Genomic DNA, 21,040 nt, shown 5'->3' with positions numbered 1-21,040 from the left:
GGGGAGCACCTAGCCCCCGAGCTCGCTCCGCATCAGGATCCGCCCCGTCGTGACCGACCGGATCTCGATCGCCTTGATCTGATCAGGATCCAGCGCCGTGCCCGCACCGAGTCGGGCGGTCGCGCCGGGGAACGCCAGCCAGCTCGACACCTCGCTGGTCGTGCCGTCTTTCGCCTCGATGACGAGCGAGTAGGGGTGCCCCGCCGCGGGCTCGTCAGGATGGGGATTGTCGGTGTAGCGGCAGATCATCTCGATCCGCGTGCCCCACGCCACGTCGGTCAGCTCGACGGTCGCTGTCAGCGGCAGGTCGACGACCCGATCGAGCGCGACGACCTGCACGTTTCGCATCGCGGGTGCGATCGCGAGCGTGGCCGCCAGCACCACGGCGACGAGGATCGCCGCCGCTGCTGCGATTCCGCCGGCCCACCAGGCCGTCCGGCGACGGCGTGACTGCCGGGTGCCGAGAGCGATGACATCCCGGCGGCGCGACTCGTCGGGCCCCTCGTCCGCGGGCGGGTCGAGCAGCGATTCGGCGCGCTCCGGCGAGACACGGGAGAGCAGCCCGATCGTCGGGGCCATCTCGATGATCGAACCGCGGCACGCGTCGCAGTCGGCGAGGTGAGCCTCGAAGCGTCGACGGTCGGTCGGGCTCAGCGCACCCAGCACGTAGGCGGCATCCCATTCCGCGAACTGCGCGTGGTCGGGGTGGGTCATCGCGTCACCCCCTTCTCCTGCAGGGCGAGGCGAAGGGCACGCAGCCCGTAGTGCAGCCGGGATTTGACCGTGCCGGGCGGAATGTCGAGCTCGGCGGCGATCTCGGCGATGGCGAGGCCGCCGTAGTAGGCGCGAACGATCACGGTGCGGTGATCGGCCGAGAGGGTGGCGAGGGCCTCTTCGACGAGGATCGCCTCGAAGAGCGCATCCGTGAGGTCGGATGTCGCGACATCCGGCGTCTCGGCGACCGCGATCTCACGTCGGCGATGGGCGCTGCGCGCGTCATCGATCACGAGGTGCCGTGCGACCGTGAACATCCACGACCGGGTGCTCGCGGGGTCCTGTTCGAGGATCCGCGGAGTGCGCCACGCCCGAAGCAGCGTCTCCTGCACGACGTCGTCAGCCGCGGCGCGGTCGCCTGTCAGATGCACCACATATCGCCACACCGGCGCCGCGTGTGCATCGTAGAGCGCACTCAATCGCGTCGCGTCGTCGCGTGGCATCGTCACCTCCCGCAGTGGACACGAGACACCGCCGTCGAAGGTTCACTCCCCCACCGGCATCCGGCTCCTCATCCGAGTATGAACCCCGGACGGCAGGTCGGCGCGGTGCCGTCGCGTCAGGGGATTCGACCCACGAGCGCACTCCACACGGCCGAGTCGGACATGAGCGGAATGAGCATGAGCGTGCCCACCAGGAACGTGAAGACGATGCCCCCGACGACCGGGATCCACCACGTCACGCGTCCCCGGCGGATGTTCCACAGCGACACGACGGCCGTGATCAGCCAGCCGACCGCGAGCACCGCTGCCGCGGCGAATCCCCACGGCTTGCCGGCCGCCGGATCGGACAGCTTCGCGTCGACGCCCAGAAGCCGGAAGATCGTGTCGGTGTAGGCGGCGTAGTCGACCAGCGCCGGGATCGACGAGACGACGTTGATCAGCCCGTAGGCGAGCAGCGCGAATGTCACGATGCGATCGACGGGGTGCGGGTGGGGTTGGGCATCAACGCGACCGGCCGTCTTGGCGGGCGGGGCGAACGGGTTCGTCGTGACCGGCGATGGCGAGCCCGCGGCGGCCGGAGTCGGTGCGGGCCCGGCGGAGGGTGCCGGCTGCCGGATCCGGGCGCGCTGCTCTTCGGGGGTCGCGTACTCGCCGTACTGCGGGCGAGGCGGAGTGTCGGGGCTCTGGTCGGTCATGGACGCGTCCGCCCCCCGAGGGCCCGGTCGTCGCGTCGCCCTTCGGGATCGTGCCTGAGCTCCTTCGGAAGCGAGAAGAGCAGATCCTCCTCGGCCGTGCGCACTTCCTCGACCTCGCGGAATCCGGCGAGGGCCAGGTCCTCGAGGACCTGCTGCACCAGCACCTCGGGAACGGAGGCGCCGCTGGTGACCCCCACGGTCGCGACGCCGTCGAACCACGACTGCTCGACCTCGTCCGCGTAGTCCACGCGGTACGCGGCCTTCGCCCCGTACTCGAGCGCCACCTCGACGAGGCGGACGCTGTTCGACGAGTTCGCCGAACCGACGACGATCACGAGGTCGGCATCCTTCGCCACCTTCTTGATGGCGACCTGACGGTTCTGGGTGGCGTAGCAGATGTCGTCGGACGGCGGATCCTGCAGCTGGGGGAACCGCTCACGCAGGCGCCGCACTGTCTCCATCGTCTCGTCGACGGACAGGGTGGTCTGCGACAGCCACACCACCTTCGACGGATCGCGCACCTCGACGACATCCGCGTGCTCCGGCGAATTCACGATCGTAACGTGGTCGGGCGCCTCCCCCGCGGTTCCTTCGACCTCTTCATGGCCCTCGTGGCCGATGAGCAGGATCTCGTAGTCGTCGCGTGCGAAGCGCACGGCCTCGCGATGCACCTTCGTGACGAGCGGGCACGTCGCGTCGATCGCCTGCAGCCCTCGATCGGATGCCGCGGCCACGACCATCGGCGACACCCCGTGAGCGCTGAACACCACGTGCGCCCCGGCGGGCACCTGGTCGACCTCGTCGACGAAGATCGCGCCGAGGCGCTCGAGCTCGGTCACGACATGGATGTTGTGGACGATCTGCTTGCGGACGTAGACGGGAGCGCCGTAGCGCTCGAGCGCCTTCTCGACGGCGATGACGGCGCGGTCGACACCGGCGCAGTATCCGCGCGGCGACGCGAGCAGCACCCGCTTGGGTCGATCGGCGGGGATATCCTGGAGCGGTTCGCGCCGCCGCGGGATACGCGGAACGGGCATACTCACCGAGGTCGTGCCCATGGTGCTGGTGCTCACTCCTCGATTCTACGGGCGGCCCCTGAGCGCGGGCCGACCACCGACGCGGCCCCGGCCGCACCGGCACGAAAGGACCGCATGACGACCTTCCAGCCGCAGACCGCGCCAGGCGAAGCGCCTCCGCCGGATTCGGTCCGTCCACGGGACTCGACGCCCCAGGCGCCGACTTCGGTCTCACGCCTCAACGAGACCATCCGCGATTTCGTGGCGAACTGGGGCTCGGTCTGGGTCGAGGGCGAGATCACGACGTGGAACCTGCGCGGCGGCGCGGTGTTCGGCCGCCTGAAAGACCTCTCGACCGACGCGACGCTCGCCTTCCGCGTCTGGTCGTCGACGCGCGAACGGCTCGCGGACGACCTCAAGGTGGGCGATCACGTCATCGCGTGTGTCAAGGCCGACTACTTCGTCAAGGGCGGCGACTTCAGCTTCGGCGTCTCGTCGATGCGGCACGTCGGGCTCGGCGATCAGCTCGAGCGGCTCGAACGGCTGCGCGCCCAGCTGCGCGCCGAGGGGCTGTTCGATTCGGCCCGCAAGAAGCCCATCCCGTTCCTGCCGCACGTCATCGGACTCATCACCGGCCAGAGATCGGATGCCGAGAAGGATGTGCATCGCAACGCCCAGCTGCGCTGGCCGCAGGTGCGCTTTCGCACCGCATACGCCGCCGTCCAGGGCGACCGGTGCGTTCCCGAGACCATCGGGGCGCTGAAGGCGCTGGATGCCGATCCCGAGGTGGACGTCATCGTGATCGCCCGTGGCGGCGGCGACCCGCAGAGCCTCCTGGGGTTCAGCGACGAGCGCCTGCTGCGCGCGGTGGCCGCGGCATCAACCCCCGTTGTGAGCGCGATCGGGCATGAGAACGACCATCCGCTCCTCGACGACGTGGCGGACCTGCGCGCGTCGACGCCCACCGATGCCGCCAAGCGGGTGGTGCCGGATGTCGCCGAACAGCGTGCGCTCGTGTCCCAGCTTCGCTCGCGGCTGACCTCGCGTCTCGCCCAGCGGGTGACGCATGACATCGCACAGCTCGAGCAGCTGCGCTCGCGCCCGGCGCTGCGCGACCCGGAGTCGCTGCTGACGAATCGGGCCCACGAGGTGCACCTGCTATCCGCGCGCGGTCGAGACAGGGTCGATCGGGCGCTCGAGGCGGGTGTGCGCCGCACCGCGGAGCTGCGGGCGGGACTGCAGGCGCTCTCACCCGCTTCGACCCTCGCGCGCGGCTACGCCATCGCGCACCTGGGGGACGGTGTGATCGTGCGGGATGCCGAGCAGGCGCCCGCCGGGATGGGACTGTTGGTGACCGTCGGACGAGGCTCGTTCGCGGCGCGCTCCGAGGGGCGGATAGCCGAGGGCGGCGAACCGGGCGAGGCGCAGGATCGAGACGCCACGGGCGCCGCGTTCGAGCCGAACTAAGATGGGACTCATGACCGAATCCGCCGCCGACGTGGCATCGCTCACGTTCGAGCAGGCACGCGACGAGCTCGTGAGGGTGGTCGCGGAACTCGAGCAGGGCACGCCCACGCTCGAGCAGTCGCTGGCACTGTGGGAGCGCGGCGAGTCGCTCGCCGCCCGGTGCGAGGAGTGGCTGCTCGGCGCGAAGCGCCGCCTCGACGCCGCACGTTCGCCGAGTGCCGACCCGACGAGCGGATCCACAACGGAAGGGCCGGTGCGCTGATGGCGCAGGCGCCCCGTGTGGTCGCCGAGCTCGGCAGGCCGGAGACACCGCAGGAGACAGCCGACCGCAAGGCGGCGTCGTCAGAGGCGTACCGCGCGAGCAAGACCACGCGCAATCTCGTGGCGGCCCTGCTCGCGACCCTGGGGGTCGTCGCGGTCATCGTCCTCGGCGTCCCGCGCGGCACGCCGCCCGCTCGTGAACCGATCAACGTCGCGGCGATCGCGCACGAGGTGCAGCAGGCCGAGGGCCGCACCGTGATCGTGCCTGCCGCACCCGATGACTGGGTGGTCAACAGCGCGGCGGTCGAGGGCGATTCCACCCCCGCCTGGACGGTCGTCTATGCCCCCAGCGAGGGGTTCCTTCGCATCGCGCAGGCGTTCGACGCCGACGACGCGTGGCCGGCCCGTGTGCTCGGGGGCGCAGGCACGGACGGCACGGTCACGATCGGCGGTGTGAAATGGGACCGCTACGTCATCGCCGATCCGTCGAAGGCGGGCAACGTCTCGGGCGCGCTCGGGGTGCACGCGGGTCCCGACATCGTGCTGATCTACGGCTCCGCCGGCGAGAAGACACTCGAGCGGGCCGCCGCGGCGGTGTCCGCTCAGGTCGTCCGGCTCCGCGAGGAGACTCCGTGACGTCCGATAGACCGAGCCCGCGCCGAGCGTGGCAGGAGATGCAGCGAGGCAACGCCCGCTTCGTCGCCGGTGAGCCGAAGCATCCGCGCCAGGATGTCGAGGATCGCCATCGACTCGCGGCCGGCCAGACACCGCGAGCGGCGCTGTTCGGATGCTCGGACTCCCGGCTCGCCGCCGAGATCATCTTCGACGAGGGGCTCGGCGATCTCTTCGTCGTGCGCAACGCGGGCCAGGTGATCTCGGACTCCGTGATCGGCAGCCTCGAATACGCCGTCGCCGTGCTGGGCGTGCCGCTGATCGTCGTGCTCGGGCACGACGAATGCGGAGCGGTGAGCGCGGCGATCGAGAGCACGAAGCTGGATGCCCCGGCGCTGCCCCCGCACATCTGGCGCCAGATCGCCCCCATCGTGCCCGCGGTCCGCCGCGTTCTGCGCCAGAGCGCGGCCGACGCGGGCGCACTCGGCCACATCGATGCCGAGCAGGTCGGGCGCGAGCACCTGCGCGACACCGTCGGCGACCTGCTGCACTCCTCCGAGCTCATCAGCGACGCGGTCGCGGATGGGCGGCTGGCGATCGTGGGCGCGAACTACCGGCTGGCCGAGGGAACGGCAGTGCCCGACATCATCATCGGCGCGGCCGAAGACGAGACATGACGTGAGAGACGACGGAGGAACGACCACAGTGAGCGACATCGAATACCGCATCGAGCACGACACCATGGGTGAGGTGCGAGTGCCCAAGAACGCGCTCTACGCTGCACAGACGCAGCGCGCCGTGGAGAACTTCCCCATCTCCGGCGACCCCCTCGAGCCCGCCCAGATCGTCGCCCTCGCGCGCATCAAGAAGGCCGCAGCGCTCGCGAACAAGGATCTCGGCACGCTCGACGCGGCGATCGCGGACGCCATCGCGCGTGCCGCCGACCGCATCATCGCGGGCGAGTTCGCCGACCAGTTCCCGATCGACGTCTACCAGACCGGCAGCGGGACCTCGTCGAACATGAACATGAACGAAGTGCTCGCCTCGCTCGCGTCGCATGATCTCGGCGCGGCCGTGCATCCCAACGACCACGTGAACGCCTCGCAGTCATCGAACGACGTCTTTCCGACATCCGTCCACATCGCCGTCACCCAGGAGCTCATCGACGACCTCATCCCGGCCCTCGACCACCTCGCGGTCGCCCTCGAGGGCAAGGCCGAGGCGTGGAAGGACGTCGTCAAGTCAGGTCGCACGCACCTGATGGACGCGACGCCGGTGACGCTCGGACAGGAGTTCGGGGGCTATGCCCGCCAGATGCGCCTGGGCATCGAGCGCGTGCAGTCCGTCATCCCGCGCGTCGCAGAAGTGCCGCTCGGCGGCACCGCCGTCGGCACCGGCATCAACACTCCCCTCGGCTTTCCGCAGAAGGTGCTCGAGCTCATCGTCGCCGACACCGAGTTGCCCATCACCGAAGCCAAGGACCACTTCGAGGCCCAGGCGAATCGCGATGCCCTGGTCGAGGCATCCGGCGCCTTGCGCACCATCGCCGTCTCGCTGACCAAGATCAACAACGACATCCGGTGGATGGGCTCCGGTCCCAACACCGGCCTCGGCGAGCTCCACATCCCCGATCTGCAGCCGGGTTCGTCGATCATGCCGGGCAAGGTGAACCCCGTCGTCCCCGAGGCCACGCTGATGGTCTGCGCGCGGGTGATCGGCAACGACGCCACGATCGCATGGGCCGGGGCGTCCGGCTCGTTCGAGCTGAACGTCGCCATTCCGGTCATGGGAACCGCGCTGCTCGAGTCGATCGAGCTGCTCGCGAATGCCGTGCGCCTGCTCGCCGACAAGACGATCGACGGACTCGAGGCGGATGTCGAGCGCTCGGCCGCGTATGCCGGGATGTCGCCGTCGATCGTGACACCCCTCAACAAGCTCATCGGCTACGAGGCCGCCGCCAAGATCGCCAAGCACGCGGTAGCCAAGGGCATCACCGTGCGCGAGGCCGTCATCGATCTGGGCTATGTGGAACGCGGCGAAGTGACCCTGGCGCAGCTGGACGAGAAGCTGGACCTGCTCTCGATGACCCACCCGGGATGAGCCTGCTGCGCGTAGGGGTCGAGCCTGGGCGATAATCATGGGGTGGCTCGCGCACCTCGGCCCATCTCGGCCCGCGTCAGGATCCTGGGAGCGATCCTCGCTGTGGCCTGCATCGGGTTCGCGATCGTCGGCAGCGTCACGTTCCTGGTGCAGCGCGAGCGGATCATCCAGGACGTCAACGCCCGCCTGAACGCGCAGGTCGCGAGCATGCAGACGGTCGCCAACGCGGGAAAGAACGGCGCGACCACCGACGTCGGCGCGACCACCGCACGCGAGCCTCTCGATCCGCAGGACTACACCTCGGTGTCGCAATACCTGGAAGCGGCGGTCGGGCGACTCGTCCCCGGACGGAACGAGGCATCCGTCGGCATCATCAACGGCTCCGCGCGATACGTGCCGGCCACCCTCTCGGGTTTCGACATCTCGAAGGATCGGGCCCTGATCGACCGGGCGGTCGCCGAGACGGCCGACGGCAAGACCAAGCGGGGCACGGCGGTCACCGATCAGGGATCGCTGCGCTACATCGCCATCCCGGTCTCGGTCGCCGGAGATCCGCAGCAGGGCATCTACCTCCGGGCGATCGATCTCGGCGCCGAGCTCAAGCCCGTGACGGCGGCGATGACGACCTACATCATGTCGGCGATCGTCGTGCTCGGCGCGATCGGGGTCGTGGGGTGGTTCGTGACCAGCCGGCTCCTCTCGCCGATCCGGCATATGCGCGAGACCGCGGACGCGATCACGATCGAGGATCTGTCGCCCCGCCTGCCGACGGAGGGCAACGATGACATCTCCGATCTCTCCCGCACCGTCAACTCCATGCTCGACCGGCTCGAGGGCTCCGTCGACGTGCAGCGGCAGCTGCTCGACGACGTTCGCCATGAGCTCAAGACCCCGATCACGATCGTTCGCGGCTACCTCGAGCTCATGGATCCCTCGGACGCCGAGGATGTCGCGAGCGCGCGGCAGATCGGCATCTCGGAACTGGATCGGATGACGCGACTCGTCGAGGACATCGACCTGCTGGCCACCATCGAGGGCGACACGTACACCATGAAGGCCGTGGATATCGGGGCCCTCACCGAGCGGGTCGGGGAGCTCGTCGCCGTCATCCCCGACCACTCGTGGAGCGTCACCGAAGTGGGCGAGGGCGTCGTCCTGGGCGACCAGGACCGTCTGCTGCAGGCGTGGCTCCAGCTCGCCGACAACGCCGCGAAGTACACCCCCGTCGACAGTCCGATCGAGATCGGCAGCCACTCCGACGCCACGGGAGCAAGACTGTGGGTCAGCGACCACGGTGCCGGCATCCCGCCCGCCGCCCGTCATAGCATCTTCCGGCGGTTCGATCGTGCGCACGGCAAGCGCTCCATCGGCGGATCCGGACTCGGACTGGCCATCGTCGATGCCATCACCAAGGGTCACAATGCCCAGTGCATCGTCTCCGACACGCCCGGCGGCGGCGCGACCTTCACCGTCCACCTGCCGCCGCCCACCGCCGCGGAACTTCCCGCACCGGTGCGGGCCGGCGACGTCGTCCTGCAGCGCGAGGCGGCCGAATGACGAAGATCCTGATCGTCGAGGATGAGCCGCGAATCGCGGCGTTCGTGAGCCGTGGGCTCGAGTCCGCCGACTACGCGACGGAGATCGTGGACGACGGCGCCGATGGCCTCGAGCGCGTGATGAGCGGCGAGTTCGACCTCGTGCTGCTGGATGTCGGACTTCCGACGATGGACGGCTTCGAGGTGCTGCGCGAGCTGCGCGCCCGCGGCTCGGCCATCCCCGTCATCATGCTGACGGCCCGCTCCAGCACGCGCGACACGGTGGAGGGGCTCGACGGCGGCGCCAACGACTACGTGCCGAAGCCCTTCACCTTCGAGGAGCTTCTGGCGCGGATCCGCTCACGGCTGCGGGAGACCCCGTTGTCGTCGGGGGTGTCCGTCGTCCAGGGCGATGTCGTGCTGGACATCCTGGCCCGCCGCGCGACCGTCGACGGGCGCGAGGTCGATCTGTCGACACGCGAGTTCGCGCTCGCCGAGCAGTTCCTTCGCAACCCCGGCCACGTCCTCAGCCGAGAACTGCTGCTCAGCCGCGTGTGGGGCATGGACTTCGACCCCGGGTCGAACGTCGTGGACGTGTACGTCCGGTATCTGCGCGGCAAGCTCGGTGCGGATCACATCGTCACGGTGCGCGGCGCCGGCTACCGGTGGGAGTGATCCCGGGCGCGCATGAAGAAGCCCCCGGTGCTGGGGGACACCGGGGGCTGTGAATGGCCGGGCTGGGGACGCCGGCCATCGATCAATCGCGTCGGACTGGGGAATCGCGCGATTGACGCTTCCTCCAACCCAGATCGGTCGATGCCGACCGCTGGGTGCTGCCATCCGCTTTCGCGGAAGTCGTGGAATCATGGGATGTGCGCCAGCCATGGCGCTCATCGGTGGATGGGAGGCCGCCGACCTCGGTCTGGAGCTGCCGCATCCATTCGTCGAGGCGGTCCTGGGTCAGTCCGACCTTCGTCGCCCACTCGCGGACCGGTCCCCACGACCCGGACGCGCGGGATTCGGCGACCGCGGCCTCAGCCGATGGCGGAGCGACATGGGCCGCGGGCGGCGGAGCGGCGACGATGACCGCGGGCGTGGACCGCGTACGCGGTGCAACCGGCGAAACGGGGGCGGCCGCGACCGGGGTGGTGGGTGTCGCAGGCGGCGTCTTGGCTGCGGGCGGGGCCGCCGGGTGGGCGACTGCGGACGGCGTGGTGACCCGAGCGGTCGTCGAGCCGGAGGGCACCATGATCGGCTTGAGGTTGACCGCGGAACCGGCGGTGTCGACGAGGGCGATCGAGTTGGTCAGGGCGACGACGCACACGACAGCCACACTCGCCACGACGGTGGACACGCCACCTATCGCGAACCGCGTCCGACTGTCCAAACCGAGTCCCCATCCGTGTTCGTGCGCGATCGCACCCATCAATGGTGACAGAACGAGCCTCGCTGATGCGCCCAAACGCATGAGACTCTTCTCATCCGTCGACCTGTCCAACGCTGGTCGGAACGCAGACTGCAGGGCCGGGATGCGGCATCCCGGCCCTGCAGTCCCGTTATGCGAGTTCGCTCGCCTCGAGCAGATCGGTCACGAGTGCGGCGATCGCGGAGCGCTCCGAGCGCACGAGCGTGACGTGCCCGAACAGCCCGTGCCCCTTGAGGGTCTCTATCACCGAGGCGACGCCGTCGTGGCGGCCGACGCGGAGGTTGTCGCGCTGCCCGACATCGTGGGTGAGCACGACGCGCGAGTTCTGCCCGATGCGACTGAGCACTGTCAGCAGCACATTCCTCTCGAGCGATTGCGCCTCGTCCACGATCACGAACGCGTCATGCAGCGACCGCCCGCGGATGTGGGTGAGCGGCAGCACCTCGAGGAGCCCTCGCTCCACGACCTCGTTGAGCACGTTCGGGGACACCACCGAGCCGAGGGTGTCGAAGACCGCCTGCCCCCAGGGATTCATCTTCTCCTGCTGATCCCCCGGCAGATAGCCGAGCTCCTGGCCGCCGACCGCGAACAGCGGCCGGAAGACGATGATCTTCCGCTGCTGCTGGCGCTCGAGCACGGCTTCGAGGCCGGCGCACAACGCCAGCGCGGACTTTCCGGTGCCGGCGCGCCCGCCGAGCGAGACGATTCCGACATCCGGGTCGAGCAGGAGGTCGATTGCGATGCGCTGCTCGGCGGATCGGCCGTGCAGACCGAACACCTCCCGATCGCCGCGCACCAGCTTGTACGCACTGTTGCCGGTGACCCGCCCGAGCGCCGATCCGCGCTCGGAGTGGATGATGAGCCCGGTGTTCACCGGGAGGCCGTGGACCTCGTCGCTCGCGGCGACCTCGCTCTCGTACAGGTCGCTGATGTCGTCGCCCGATACGTCGAGGGTCGCGATTCCCGTCCATCCCGAGTCGACGGCCTGCTCGGCGAGGTACTCCTCTGCGCTGATCCCGAGCGAGGCCGCCTTGACGCGCATGGGCAGATCCTTCGAGACGACGGTCACGTCCTGACCCTCCTGTGCGAGATTCATCGCCACGGCGAGGATGCGGGTGTCGTTGTCGCCGAGGCGCATGCCGGCCGGCAGCACTCCCGCGTCCGTGTTCGTGAGCTCCACCCGGAGCGTCCCGCCTTCTCCTACCGAGACGGGAAAGTCCAGCCGCCCGTGTTCCACGCGGAGCTCGTCGAGATGACGCAGCGCCTGACGTGCGAAGTAGCCGATCTCGGGGTCGTGACGCTTCCCCTCCAACTCGGTGATCACCACGACGGGGATCACGACGTTGTGTTCGGCGAAGCGGAAGAACGCCCGCGGATCGCTCAGCAGCACCGAGGTGTCCAGCACGTAGGTGCGGAGATCCTCGGCCTCATCGACGATCTCGTCGATGTCCCGGCTGTGCTGCTTGTGTGGTGCTCCTGTGGTCACAACCCACTCCCGCCCCGGGTTGTTCACCCGGCAGTCACGAGTCGACCAGGGGCCACGAGTCGCGATCCGTGAGGCCGACCCGACCGGGCGCTCTGCCCGATGACATGAACGTACGTCCGGTGGTCGGCCGCCGGGTGCCAGACACGCTGGACGGCGGTTACGGTCCGGTTAATTCCGGATGCCGCACGCGTGGCGGGGCGGGCTCACCACACCCGCGTCGACGAGAACTCCGCCAGGGCGTCGCCGAAGAGCCGCAGCGTGTCGGCATCCGTCGCCACGTGGGGCGAGACCCGCACCAGGTCGGATCGCGTCGTGACCGTGAGCCCGTGATTGGCGAGGGATGCAGCCAGCGGGCCGGCATCCCGCGGCCCCGGCGCGAGCGTGACGATTCCGGCATGCCGATGCGGCTCACGCGGAGTGAGCACCGGAACCTCGTATCGATCGGCGATGTGGACCACGTCGCGGGCGCGGTCGCTGATCTCCTCGTCGATCACTCCGACGCCGACGTCGCGTACGTCGCGCAGAGCCGTGGCGAGCCGTGCTGCGGCGAGCAGATCGGCGCCCGCCACGGTGAACGCCTGCGCCGATGCGTCCGGCGGCGGAACCGCGTCGACGGTCAGATCGCCGGTGGATCCGGCGAACCCGGAGAGCACCGGCGAGATGCGCTCGAGTGCACGTTCGCTGAACCATGCGAACCCGGTGCCTCGGCCCGCCCGCAGCCACGTGTAGCCGTTGCCGCATACCACGTCCGCCGCCGTGTAGTCCGCCTCGATCGCTCCGAAGCCCTGCATCGCGTCCACGATGAGCAGCCGATCGCCGATCACGTCGCGCAGGGCCGTGAGATCGGCGCGGTAGCCCGTACGGAAGTCGACGAGGCTCACGGCCACCGCTCGGATGTCGTCCGTGAGGGCGCCCCGAACCGCCTCCGGGGTGACGAACCCGTCATCGGGATCGATCCAGTGGACCTCGATGGAACCGAGCGCGTCTGCCGCCCGGGTCGCCGCCACGGTCAGCCCGGGGAACTCGGCGCGAGAGATCATCAGTCCGCCGGCGAGTCCGTACACGGCCTGCATGAGCCCGTAGGTGGTCGACGGCTGCAGCGCGACCTGCGCGGCATCCGACCCGATCAGCTCGGCGACGAGCTCGCAGGCTTCGACGAGATGCTCGGATACCAGGTCGACGCTCGAGGTGCGCCCCGACCCCAGAAGCTCGGTGTCAGCGTGCGCATCGGCGCGCACGACCGACGACAGCGGCCCGAAGGCCGCCCAGTCCAGATAGCCCGGCTCCCCGTCGAACGACGCCAGAAAAGATTCCAGATCCGCCACGCACACATTCTGGCACGGCGCATCCTGCCGTGATACCGGTGCCAATCGCGCGCTTCAGCCGCCGAAGCGACGGTCCCGCGTCGAGTAGTCGCGGATCGCGCGCAGGAAGTCCACCTCGCGCAGATCCGGCCCCAGCGCCTCCACGAAGTAGAACTCCGAATGCGCGCTCTGCCAGAGCAGGAAGTCGCTCAGCCGCTGCTCGCCCGACGTGCGGATCACGAGGTCGGGATCGGGCTGGCCGCCGGTGTAGAGGTGCTCGCCGATCTGCTCGGGGGTGAGGTTCTGGGCGAGCTCCTCGAGGGACCCGCCTTCACCCCCGTGCTGGGCGATGATGCTGCGCACGGCGTCGACGATCTCGCTGCGTCCGCCGTAGGCGACCGCCAGGTTCACGTGCAGGCCGGTGTTGTGCCGAGTGCGCTCCTCGGCATCGGCCAGCACACGCACGAGTTCGGGCGGCAGCACGTCGGCGCGGCCGACGTGCTGCACCCGCCAGTCGCGCTCGCGCGACAGCCCGTCCGCGAGCTCCGCGATGATCTCGAGCAGGTCGGCCAGCTCCTGCGAGTCGCGCTTGATGAGGTTGTCGGTGGAGAGGAGGTACAGCGACACCACCTGAACGCCGACGTCGTCGCACCAGCCCAGGAACTCGCGCATCTTGGCCGCGCCCGCTCGGTGCCCGTGGGCGGCCGAGGCGAATCCGAGCTGACGAGCCCAGCGGCGGTTGCCGTCGATCATCATCGCGACATGCCGGGGCACCGCGGCGGGCTCCAGGCGTCGGCGGAGGCGGTTGATGTAGAGCCGATAGAGCGGCCCTCGACCCTCATTCGACGAAGCGCGCGCCACACGCCTACGCTACCGCGATCGCCGCGCGCATCCCTACGCGCAGGCTCGGATCACACGGGCACCGCACAGCCTATGTGCCCTCACCGGCATGCGGCCGGGCCTACCCTTGGGGCATGAGCCGACGCGCCCGCCTGGCAAAGGCCCCGGATGTCCCTGTGCTGCCGCTCATGGAAGCGGCCGAGATCGACGCGACGGTCGACCTCAAGCCGACCTGGCGCGGCTGGATCCACGCGGCGACGTTCCCGATCGCGATCGCCGCTGGGATCGTGCTGATCCTCCTCGCGCAGGGCCCCGCCGCCAAGTGGTCGTCGGCCGTGTTCATGGCGACATCCCTGCTCCTGTTCGGCAACTCGGCGCTCTACCACCGCTTCAACTGGGCACCCAAGACCAAGGCCACGCTCAAGCGCATCGACCACGCCAACATCGTGCTGCTGATCGCAGGCACCTACACGCCCATCGCGGTGCTCGCACTCCCGACCGATCAATCGGTGCTGCTGCTGTCGCTCGTGTGGGGCGGCGCGATCCTCGGCATCCTGTTCCGCGTCTTCTGGATCCACGCGCCGCGCTGGCTGTACGTCGCGCTCTACCTCGTGCTCGGCTGGGCGGCGATCATGTACCTGCCTCAGCTATGGGCGGCGAACCACGTCATGGTGATCCTCGTGGCGATCGGCGGGCTGCTCTACACCGGCGGGGCCATCGTCTACGCGATGAAGCGGCCCAACCCGTGGCCCGGCCATTTCGGCTTCCACGAGATCTTCCACGTCTGCACCGTGCTCGCGTTCCTCTGCCACTGGACGGCCTGCCTGATCATCGCGGTGAACCCCGCCTATCACGGCTGAGGCCGACACTGCGGATGCCGCGAGTCAGTCGCGGCGGCCCGGGCTCGCGTCGTCGTCGCCCGCCGCGTCAGTGCGCTGGTCGTCGACGTCGGTCGCCTCCATCGCGGCGGCGGCCTGCTCCTCGGCATCCAGCTCCTCGATGATGTCGGCGCGCACCCGACCACGGCGGATCCGGCGCATCATGTCCCACACCAGGAAGATCACCGCGAGGGCGATGAAGACGACGACCACGAATCCCCACGGGCCCGGCGTGACGAGGGTGGGATCGACGCCGGACGGAGTCGGTGTCGGGGTGGCTGCGGCGCGCGCGAGAGCGGCGAGCGCATCGTGCATGGGTGTCCTCGTTCTGCCCGGTGGCGTTCCCGCACGGTGGCGCGGATGCCTCGTGGGAGCGAATAGCCTGGAGACTCCAGCCTAATCTCGCGACGGAGCTGCGATGACGACGTCAGGTCCGACGACCCAGGACATGCTCGATGAACGATACGGCCGCGGGCGATCCCCCCGGCGTCGCGCGGCGATCGTCATCGGGCTGGTCGTGGCATTGGTCGCCGTCGGGCTCTTCGCATGGATGACGGTGTCGAACTCGCTGGATGCGGTGAGCGCCGACACCACGTCGTACGAGGTCGTGGACGAGCACTCGGTAAGGCTCGACTTCCAGATCTCCGGACCCGTCGGGCGTTCGGTCGCCTGCGCGCTGGAGGCGCAGGATGAGCAGCACGGCGTGGTGGGCTGGCGGGTCGTCGAGTATCCCGCCTCGGACCTGCATGCCCGGGCGTTTCACGAGGTCATCCCGACCACCGCTCTCGCCACGACGGGTTTTGTCAACGCCTGCTGGGTGACGTAGTCTGTCGTGACTGCAGTCGATGCGCCCTGGCCTGAGCCGGGGCGTTTGACATATCGACCTCCCCCCGCAGACCGAAGGAGTCAGACGTGTCCAGCGATGCCCCCGTGACGTTCCTCACGCAGGATGCCTACGACCGCCTCGCCCACGAGCTCGAGGAGCTCTCGACGACAGGTCGAGAAGAGATCGCCAAGCGGATCGAGGCTGCCCGCTCCGAGGGCGACCTCAAGGAGAACGGCGGCTATCACGCCGCCAAGGACGAGCAGGGCAAGCAGGAGGCCCGCATCCGCACCCTGCAGCACCTGCTCAAGAACGCCACGGTCGGGGAAGCGCCCGAAGCCAGCGGCGTGGTGGAGCCCGGCACCGTGGTGACGGCGATCGTCGCCGGCGGCGAAGAGGTCTTCCTGCTCGGCAACCGCGAGATCGCGGCCGGCTCCGAACTCGACGTGTACAGCGAGGCGTCGCCGCTCGGCGCGGCGATCCTGGGTCGCCGCGAGGGTGAGAAGACCTCGTACACGGCCCCGAACGGGCGCGAGATCAGCGTCGAGATCCGCAAGGTCGAGACGTACAACGGGCAGTGATCGGCCGCGGCGCGGGCGATCCGCGCTGAGTGCCGACCGGCGTCAGTCGGGGACCACCGTGGGCGCGAACCCCGCGTCCTCGAGCATCGCGATGACGTGCGCCCGGTGCTCCTCGCCCCGCGTCTCGACGCTCAGCTGAAGGATCACCTCGCTGAGCTGCAGTCCCTGGCCGTGACGCGTGTGCAGCACCTCGGTGACGTTGGCCCCTGCCTGCGCGAGCAGATCCGAGACCCGCGCGAGCTGGCCGGGGCGATCGGGCAGCGGGATCCGCAGCGTCATGTAGCGACCGGATGCCGCCAGCCCGTGCGCGACGACGCGCTGAAGCAGCAGCGGGTCGATGTTGCCGCCGGAGAGGACGGTCACGGTCGGTCCGGATGCCGCGATCCTGCCGGCGAGGATCGCCGCGACGCCCACAGCCCCGGCCGGTTCCACGACCTGCTTCGCACGCTCAAGCAGGACCAGGAGCGCGCGGGCGATGTCGTCCTCGGAGACGGTCACGACCTCGTCGACATACTCTCGGATGATCTCGAAGGGGAGGTCGCCCGGCCGTGCCACCGCGATGCCGTCGGCGATCGTGGGGCGGGTGGCGATCTCTATCGGATGCCCTGCCGCGAGGGACGGCGGGTAGGCGGCGGAGTTCTCCGCCTGCACACCCACGATCCGCACCGCGCGACCCTCGATGGCTGCGCGGGCCTTGACCGCGGCCGCGACGCCCGCGATGAGCCCGCCGCCCCCGATCCCCACCACGATCGTCTCGACGTCCGGGACCTCGTCCAGCAGTTCGAGGCCGAGCGTCCCCTGTCCCGCGATCACGTCGGGGTGATCGAACGGGTGGATGAACACGGCGCCGGTGCGCTGGGCGAACTCGGCGGCGAGCCGGAGCGGCGTCTCGACGGTCGCTCCTTCGAGCACCACATCCGCACCGTAGCCGCGCGTGGCGAGGAGCTTCGGCACCGGGACGCCGAGCGGCATGAAGATCGTCGCCGAGATGCCGAGCTCGTTGGCGGCGAGCGCGACGCCCTGCGCGTGGTTGCCGGCCGATGCGGCGACCACGCCACGGGCGCGCTCGTCCGCGGTGAGTCGCGACAGCCGGTAAGTGGCGCCGCGGATCTTGAACGAGCCGGTCCGCTGCAGGTTCTCGAGCTTCAGGTGCACCGGAACCCCGAGCAGATCGGACAGATGCTGCGAGCCGTCGACCGGGGTGCGGGTGATCACGCCGTCCAGTGCCGCCGCGGCATCCTCGAAGTCCGCCAGTGTCGGGGCAGCCGGCTTGGCGTGCGACGAGAGCGACGTGGATGAGGGGTTGCTCACGCGGGTGTCCTCCTCGGGCGAGGGACGGTGCTCCAGATGAGATCGGCGGGCGGCGGGCGGCGTCCCGTCTCCCAGGTCCGATTCGCGAGGTAGACCGTGACGACGTTGACGAATGCGGCGAGCGGCACGGCGAACAGCGCACCCGGGATGCCGGCGATCAGGGCGCCGCCGAAGACGACGAGCACGACGGCCAGCGGGTGCACCTTCACGGCCGAACCCATGAGCAGCGGCTGCAGGACGTGGCCTTCGAGCTGCTGCACGCCGAGGACGACCACGAGCATCCACAGCGCGATCCATGGGCCGTTGTAGACGAGCGCGAGGAATACGGCGAGCGCCCCCGTCACGACCGCGCCGACGACAGGCACGAACGACCCGAGGAAGACGAGGACGCCGATCGGGATCGCGAGGGGCACGCCGAGGAAGAACGCCCCGAGCGCGATGCCGGTCGCGTCGATCGTCGCCACGAGCAGCTGGGTGCGCGCGTAGTTGATGACGGTCAGCCAGCCCGCGCGGCCCGCCCCATCGACGGCGACCCTCGACCGCTTCGGGAAGAGGCGCACCGTCCATCCCCAGATGCCGCCGCCGTCCGCGAGGATGCAGAGCAGGATGAAGAGCGAGAGGAGCGCGCCGGCCGCGACGTGACCGATCGTCGTTCCGATGGCGAGCGCCCCCGAAAGGAGCAGCTGGGCCTGCGTCTGGATGAAGGACAGCGCCTGGGCGAGATAGTCGTCGATCTGAGCAGGCGTGAGCCCGAGAGGACCGTTGATGAGGTACTGACGGAACTGGTCGACCGTCTCGACCGTCCGGGCCTGCACCGACGACCACTGCTGCGTGATCTGCCACACGGCGAGCCATAGCAGGCCGCCCACGATCGCGAGGGTGCCGACGATCGAGATGACGATCGCAAGCCATCGCGGGAAGCGGTGGCGCAGCATCCATCCGAAAGCCGGCCAGAGCAGCGCCGAGACGAGGATCGACACCAGCAGGGGCACGACGAGCAGCTTCAGCTGGATGACGAGCCAGACCCCGACCCCGATGGCGGCCGCGACGACGAGGAATCGCCAGGAGTAGGCGGTGGCGACGCGCAGGCCGTGCGGTATCGACTCCGAGACCTCGGTCGAGACGACCCGGCTGCGGTCCCGCAGGGCATCGACCAGCGAACCGCGTGGCTTTTCGTCGGAGCCGCTCATTCCGTCAGTCTAGGCGGGTCGCATTCCGCGGACGTCATGCGCAGACGGGCCGGTCCTGCCGCCGACGCCGATGTCGCACGGCCTGGCTAGGCTTACGCGGGTGAAGGCCACGCTCAGCGCCCCCGAAGCGCGCCGCATCGCACTCGCCGCCCAGGGGTTCGCGCGCCCGCGCCCCACGACGCCCGGAACCCGCCAGCTGAATCTCGCGCTCGAGCGCATGGCCACGTTGCAGATCGACTCGGTGAACGTGTTCGCGCGGTCGCACTACATGCCGCTGTTCTCGCGCGTCGGACCCTACGACACCGCAGCCCTGGATCGACTGCTGTTCGCCCGCAGGAGCCCGTACGTCGAGTACTGGGCCCACATGGCCTCGTTCATCCCTTCCAGGGACTGGGGGCTGTTCCGGTTCCGCATGGACGCGAATCGGGCGAAGTACGGCTCGGACCCCGACGGGTGGTTCAACCACAACCGCGGGATCGTCGACTGGGTGCGGGGTGAGCTCGGCGAGCGGGGTCCGCTGCGGCCGGCCGAGATCGAGCACGACGCCAAGAAGGGCGCGCGGGGTCCGTGGTGGGACTGGGATGTCGTCAAGCACGCCCTCGAGTTCCTCTGGATGTTCGGCGAGGTCGCCATCGCCGGCAGGCGCGGCTTCGAGCGGCGCTATGCGCTCGCCGAGCAGGTGATCCCGGCGGAGGTGCTGGCGTCACCGGTGGAGCGAGCTGACGCGATCCACGAGCTGATCAGACGCGCCGCGATCGCGTACGGCGTGGCCACGGCATCCGATCTCGCCGACTACTGGCGGATCATGGATCGCCCTGCCGTCATGACCGCGATCCGCGATCTCGAGGCGGCCGGTGAGCTGGTCCCGGTCACCGTGGCGGGCTGGCAGAGCGCAGGGCGGCCGGCGAAGGCGTGGCTGCATCGGGATGCCGCGCTCCCCCGCCGGGTCGACGCGACGGCGATCCTCACGCCCTTCGATCCCGTCGTCTGGTTCCGCAGCCGCGCGGAGCGGCTCTTCGACTTCGAGTACCGGATCGAGATCTACACCCCGGCGCCGAAACGGCGCTACGGGTACTATTCGCTCCCCGTGCTCGTCGGCGACGACATCGTCGGCCGCGTCGACCTCAAGGCCGACCGGGCGTCCTCGACGCTGCTCGTGCAATCGGCATGGTGGGAGCACGGCACTCCCCCCGACGCCGCCGCGCGCGTCGCCGACGAGCTGCGCAGTGCTGCGAAGTGGCAGCGGCTGAAGTCGATCTCGGTGTCGCGCTGGGGCGACGCCGTCGACGACCTCGCCGACGTGCTGAGCGAGGCCCGCCGCCACGACGGCGGCACACCCGAGCCGGCCGCGCTCGCCGACGACGAGCCCACCGGCTAGCGTGGACGCGTGAAGCGCGGTGTGGTGATCGCGATCGTCGCCGCGGCAGCGCTCGTGGTGGCCGGCGGGGCGACCGCCGCGTGGCTCCTGACCCGCCCGCCCAGCGCCGAAGCCGTCGCCGACGCCTACCTGCGCGCCCTGTCCGAGGGTGACTTCGCCACGATCCAGGGCCTCGTGGGCGGCGGCGACTCGGATGGCAGGCAGCTCGAATCGGCGTTCTCGGGGGCGAGCGGGCACATCTCCGACTACTCGGTCCGGCTGTCGGGTGAATCGGATGCCGCACGCACCGCCCGCGCCGATGTCGAACTGGGCGGCGAGAAGGCCGTCGTGACCTTCTCCCTCACCCAGCAGGACGGGCGGTGGAAGGTCGCCGACTACCTCGCATCGCTCGAGGTGAAGACCACGATGGGCGACTCTGCGCGGGTCGGTGGAGTCCTCGTCCCGGCGGGAGAACCGGTCCCCCTGCTCCCGGCGGTGTACCCGGTGACCGCCGCACCGCAGGGACTCCTCGTGGGCGATGCGTCGGCCATCGTGACGAATCAGGAACCGGTCAGCGTCTCGTTGGCGCCGACACTGTCCCCCGGCGCCGGTGAACTCGCGCAGCAGCGGCTCGACGCGTACGCCGACGACTGCGCGAAGCCGGCACCCACGGTGCCGGGCAACTGCGGCCTGCGCGTGCCGTGGGCCGCCGATCTGGCATCCCTCGACTCGATCGCGTTCCGCATCGACACGTATCCGGTGGTCGCTCTGGCGCAGGACGGCCACTCGTTCGACGCGCTCGGCGGACGGATCGTCGCGACCGCGACCGGAACCACTCGTGCCGGCGCGCCCGGCAGCTTCACCTACGAGACGGACGAGTGGGCGCTGCGCGGCACGGTGACGTTCCAGGGCGACGAGATGGTGCTCGCGGTGCGCTGACG

General features: G+C 69.7%; 23 protein-coding genes. 12 read left to right on the top strand and 11 right to left on the bottom strand.

Annotated features, from left to right (window positions below; genetic code table 11):
* Positions 1–9 precede the first annotated feature (9 nt).
* The 4 genes from ABD212_RS10560 to ABD212_RS10545 form a co-directional block, all read right to left on the bottom strand.
* Positions 10–714: a zf-HC2 domain-containing protein gene (locus ABD212_RS10560; RefSeq protein ID WP_344094294.1), complete on the bottom strand. Its 705-nt coding sequence runs from the start codon at positions 712–714 to the stop codon at positions 10–12.
* Positions 711–1,217: a sigma-70 family RNA polymerase sigma factor gene (locus tag ABD212_RS10555; protein ID WP_344094727.1), complete on the bottom strand. Its 507-nt coding sequence runs from the start codon at positions 1,215–1,217 to the stop codon at positions 711–713. Before ABD212_RS10555 ends, ABD212_RS10560 begins: the two co-directional genes overlap by 4 nt.
* A gap of 116 nt (positions 1,218–1,333) precedes the next feature.
* The gene (locus ABD212_RS10550) at positions 1,334–1,912 is read right to left on the bottom strand and encodes a DUF6264 family protein (protein WP_344094291.1); all 579 of its coding nucleotides are present in this window, start codon (positions 1,910–1,912) and stop codon (positions 1,334–1,336) included.
* Positions 1,909–2,970 carry a 4-hydroxy-3-methylbut-2-enyl diphosphate reductase gene (locus ABD212_RS10545; protein WP_344094725.1) on the bottom strand — a complete coding sequence of 354 codons (1,062 nt, stop codon included), beginning with the start codon at positions 2,968–2,970 and terminating at the stop codon, positions 1,909–1,911. The genes ABD212_RS10550 and ABD212_RS10545 overlap by 4 nt, the downstream gene beginning before the upstream one ends.
* Before the next feature lie 93 nt (positions 2,971–3,063).
* Here ABD212_RS10545 and xseA point away from each other — a divergent pair, with 93 nt between their 5' ends.
* Genes xseA through ABD212_RS10510 form a run of 7 tightly spaced genes read left to right on the top strand, consistent with a single transcriptional unit; the run spans position 3,064 to position 9,578 of the window.
* Complete coding sequence (xseA, locus tag ABD212_RS10540) at positions 3,064–4,395, top strand: exodeoxyribonuclease VII large subunit (protein ID WP_344094289.1); 1,332 nt, start codon at positions 3,064–3,066, stop codon at positions 4,393–4,395.
* Positions 4,396–4,405: 10 nt separating this feature from the next.
* Positions 4,406–4,657: an exodeoxyribonuclease VII small subunit gene (locus ABD212_RS10535; protein WP_344094287.1), complete on the top strand. Its 252-nt coding sequence runs from the start codon at positions 4,406–4,408 to the stop codon at positions 4,655–4,657.
* Positions 4,657–5,292 carry a DUF4245 family protein gene (locus tag ABD212_RS10530; protein ID WP_344094284.1) on the top strand — a complete coding sequence of 212 codons (636 nt, stop codon included), beginning with the start codon at positions 4,657–4,659 and terminating at the stop codon, positions 5,290–5,292. The genes ABD212_RS10535 and ABD212_RS10530 overlap by 1 nt, the downstream gene beginning before the upstream one ends.
* Before the next feature lie 38 nt (positions 5,293–5,330).
* Positions 5,331–5,945: a carbonic anhydrase gene (locus ABD212_RS10525; RefSeq protein ID WP_344094723.1), complete on the top strand. Its 615-nt coding sequence runs from the start codon at positions 5,331–5,333 to the stop codon at positions 5,943–5,945.
* Positions 5,946–5,973: 28 nt separating this feature from the next.
* A complete protein-coding gene (locus tag ABD212_RS10520; RefSeq protein ID WP_344094281.1) occupies positions 5,974–7,368 on the top strand; it encodes a class II fumarate hydratase in 1,395 nt (464 codons plus the stop codon).
* Positions 7,369–7,410: 42 nt separating this feature from the next.
* Positions 7,411–8,925: a sensor histidine kinase gene (locus tag ABD212_RS10515; protein WP_344094279.1), complete on the top strand. Its 1,515-nt coding sequence runs from the start codon at positions 7,411–7,413 to the stop codon at positions 8,923–8,925.
* Positions 8,922–9,578 (top strand): response regulator transcription factor, encoded by a 657-nt coding sequence (locus ABD212_RS10510; RefSeq protein ID WP_344094277.1) that lies wholly within the window; start codon positions 8,922–8,924, stop codon positions 9,576–9,578. The genes ABD212_RS10515 and ABD212_RS10510 overlap by 4 nt, the downstream gene beginning before the upstream one ends.
* A gap of 82 nt (positions 9,579–9,660) precedes the next feature.
* On the opposite strand, the gene ABD212_RS10505 is transcribed toward ABD212_RS10510, so the two are convergent.
* From ABD212_RS10505 to ABD212_RS10490, 4 genes are all read right to left on the bottom strand, one after another.
* Positions 9,661–10,257: a hypothetical protein gene (locus ABD212_RS10505; protein WP_344094275.1), complete on the bottom strand. Its 597-nt coding sequence runs from the start codon at positions 10,255–10,257 to the stop codon at positions 9,661–9,663.
* A 202-nt stretch (positions 10,258–10,459) separates the two neighbouring features.
* Positions 10,460–11,815 (bottom strand): RNA 5'-3' helicase PhoH2, encoded by a 1,356-nt coding sequence (gene phoH2 / locus ABD212_RS10500; RefSeq protein WP_344094273.1) that lies wholly within the window; start codon positions 11,813–11,815, stop codon positions 10,460–10,462.
* 203 nt (positions 11,816–12,018) lie between these two features.
* Positions 12,019–13,140 (bottom strand): aminotransferase class V-fold PLP-dependent enzyme, encoded by a 1,122-nt coding sequence (locus ABD212_RS10495; RefSeq protein WP_344094271.1) that lies wholly within the window; start codon positions 13,138–13,140, stop codon positions 12,019–12,021.
* 54 nt (positions 13,141–13,194) lie between these two features.
* Positions 13,195–13,980: an isoprenyl transferase gene (locus ABD212_RS10490; protein ID WP_344094269.1), complete on the bottom strand. Its 786-nt coding sequence runs from the start codon at positions 13,978–13,980 to the stop codon at positions 13,195–13,197.
* 113 nt (positions 13,981–14,093) lie between these two features.
* On the opposite strand from ABD212_RS10490, the gene trhA reads away from it, so the two are divergent.
* Positions 14,094–14,819 (top strand): PAQR family membrane homeostasis protein TrhA, encoded by a 726-nt coding sequence (gene trhA / locus ABD212_RS10485; RefSeq protein ID WP_344094266.1) that lies wholly within the window; start codon positions 14,094–14,096, stop codon positions 14,817–14,819.
* Positions 14,820–14,843: 24 nt separating this feature from the next.
* Here trhA and ABD212_RS10480 read toward each other — a convergent pair whose 3' ends face one another.
* Positions 14,844–15,152: a hypothetical protein gene (locus ABD212_RS10480; protein WP_344094264.1), complete on the bottom strand. Its 309-nt coding sequence runs from the start codon at positions 15,150–15,152 to the stop codon at positions 14,844–14,846.
* 103 nt (positions 15,153–15,255) lie between these two features.
* Between ABD212_RS10480 and ABD212_RS10475 the strand changes: the two genes are divergently transcribed.
* Positions 15,256–15,663, top strand: coding sequence for a DUF4307 domain-containing protein (locus ABD212_RS10475; RefSeq protein WP_344094261.1), 408 nt, complete (start codon positions 15,256–15,258; stop codon positions 15,661–15,663).
* A gap of 86 nt (positions 15,664–15,749) precedes the next feature.
* Positions 15,750–16,241 carry a transcription elongation factor GreA gene (gene greA, locus ABD212_RS10470; protein WP_344094258.1) on the top strand — a complete coding sequence of 164 codons (492 nt, stop codon included), beginning with the start codon at positions 15,750–15,752 and terminating at the stop codon, positions 16,239–16,241.
* Between the two features lie 42 nt (positions 16,242–16,283).
* On the opposite strand, the gene ilvA is transcribed toward greA, so the two are convergent.
* Positions 16,284–17,552, bottom strand: a complete 1,269-nt coding sequence (gene ilvA / locus ABD212_RS10465) for a threonine ammonia-lyase (protein WP_344094255.1) — start codon at positions 17,550–17,552, stop codon at positions 16,284–16,286.
* Positions 17,549–18,742, bottom strand: a complete 1,194-nt coding sequence (locus ABD212_RS10460; protein WP_344094252.1) for an AI-2E family transporter — start codon at positions 18,740–18,742, stop codon at positions 17,549–17,551. The genes ilvA and ABD212_RS10460 overlap by 4 nt, the downstream gene beginning before the upstream one ends.
* A 100-nt stretch (positions 18,743–18,842) precedes the next feature.
* Between ABD212_RS10460 and ABD212_RS10455 the strand changes: the two genes are divergently transcribed.
* On the top strand, positions 18,843–20,120 hold the full coding sequence (locus tag ABD212_RS10455; RefSeq protein WP_344094250.1) for a winged helix-turn-helix domain-containing protein: 1,278 nt from the start codon (positions 18,843–18,845) through the stop codon (positions 20,118–20,120).
* Positions 20,121–20,129: 9 nt separating this feature from the next.
* Positions 20,130–21,038: a hypothetical protein gene (locus tag ABD212_RS10450; protein ID WP_344094248.1), complete on the top strand. Its 909-nt coding sequence runs from the start codon at positions 20,130–20,132 to the stop codon at positions 21,036–21,038.
* The last annotated feature ends 2 nt before the right edge of the window (positions 21,039–21,040 follow it).

The organism is Microbacterium deminutum (genome assembly GCF_039530205.1).
GTDB lineage: Bacteria > Actinomycetota > Actinomycetes > Actinomycetales > Microbacteriaceae > Microbacterium > Microbacterium deminutum.
The sequence above is the reverse complement of the archived record's forward strand: the minus strand, read 5'-3'. Positions and strand labels throughout refer to the sequence as shown.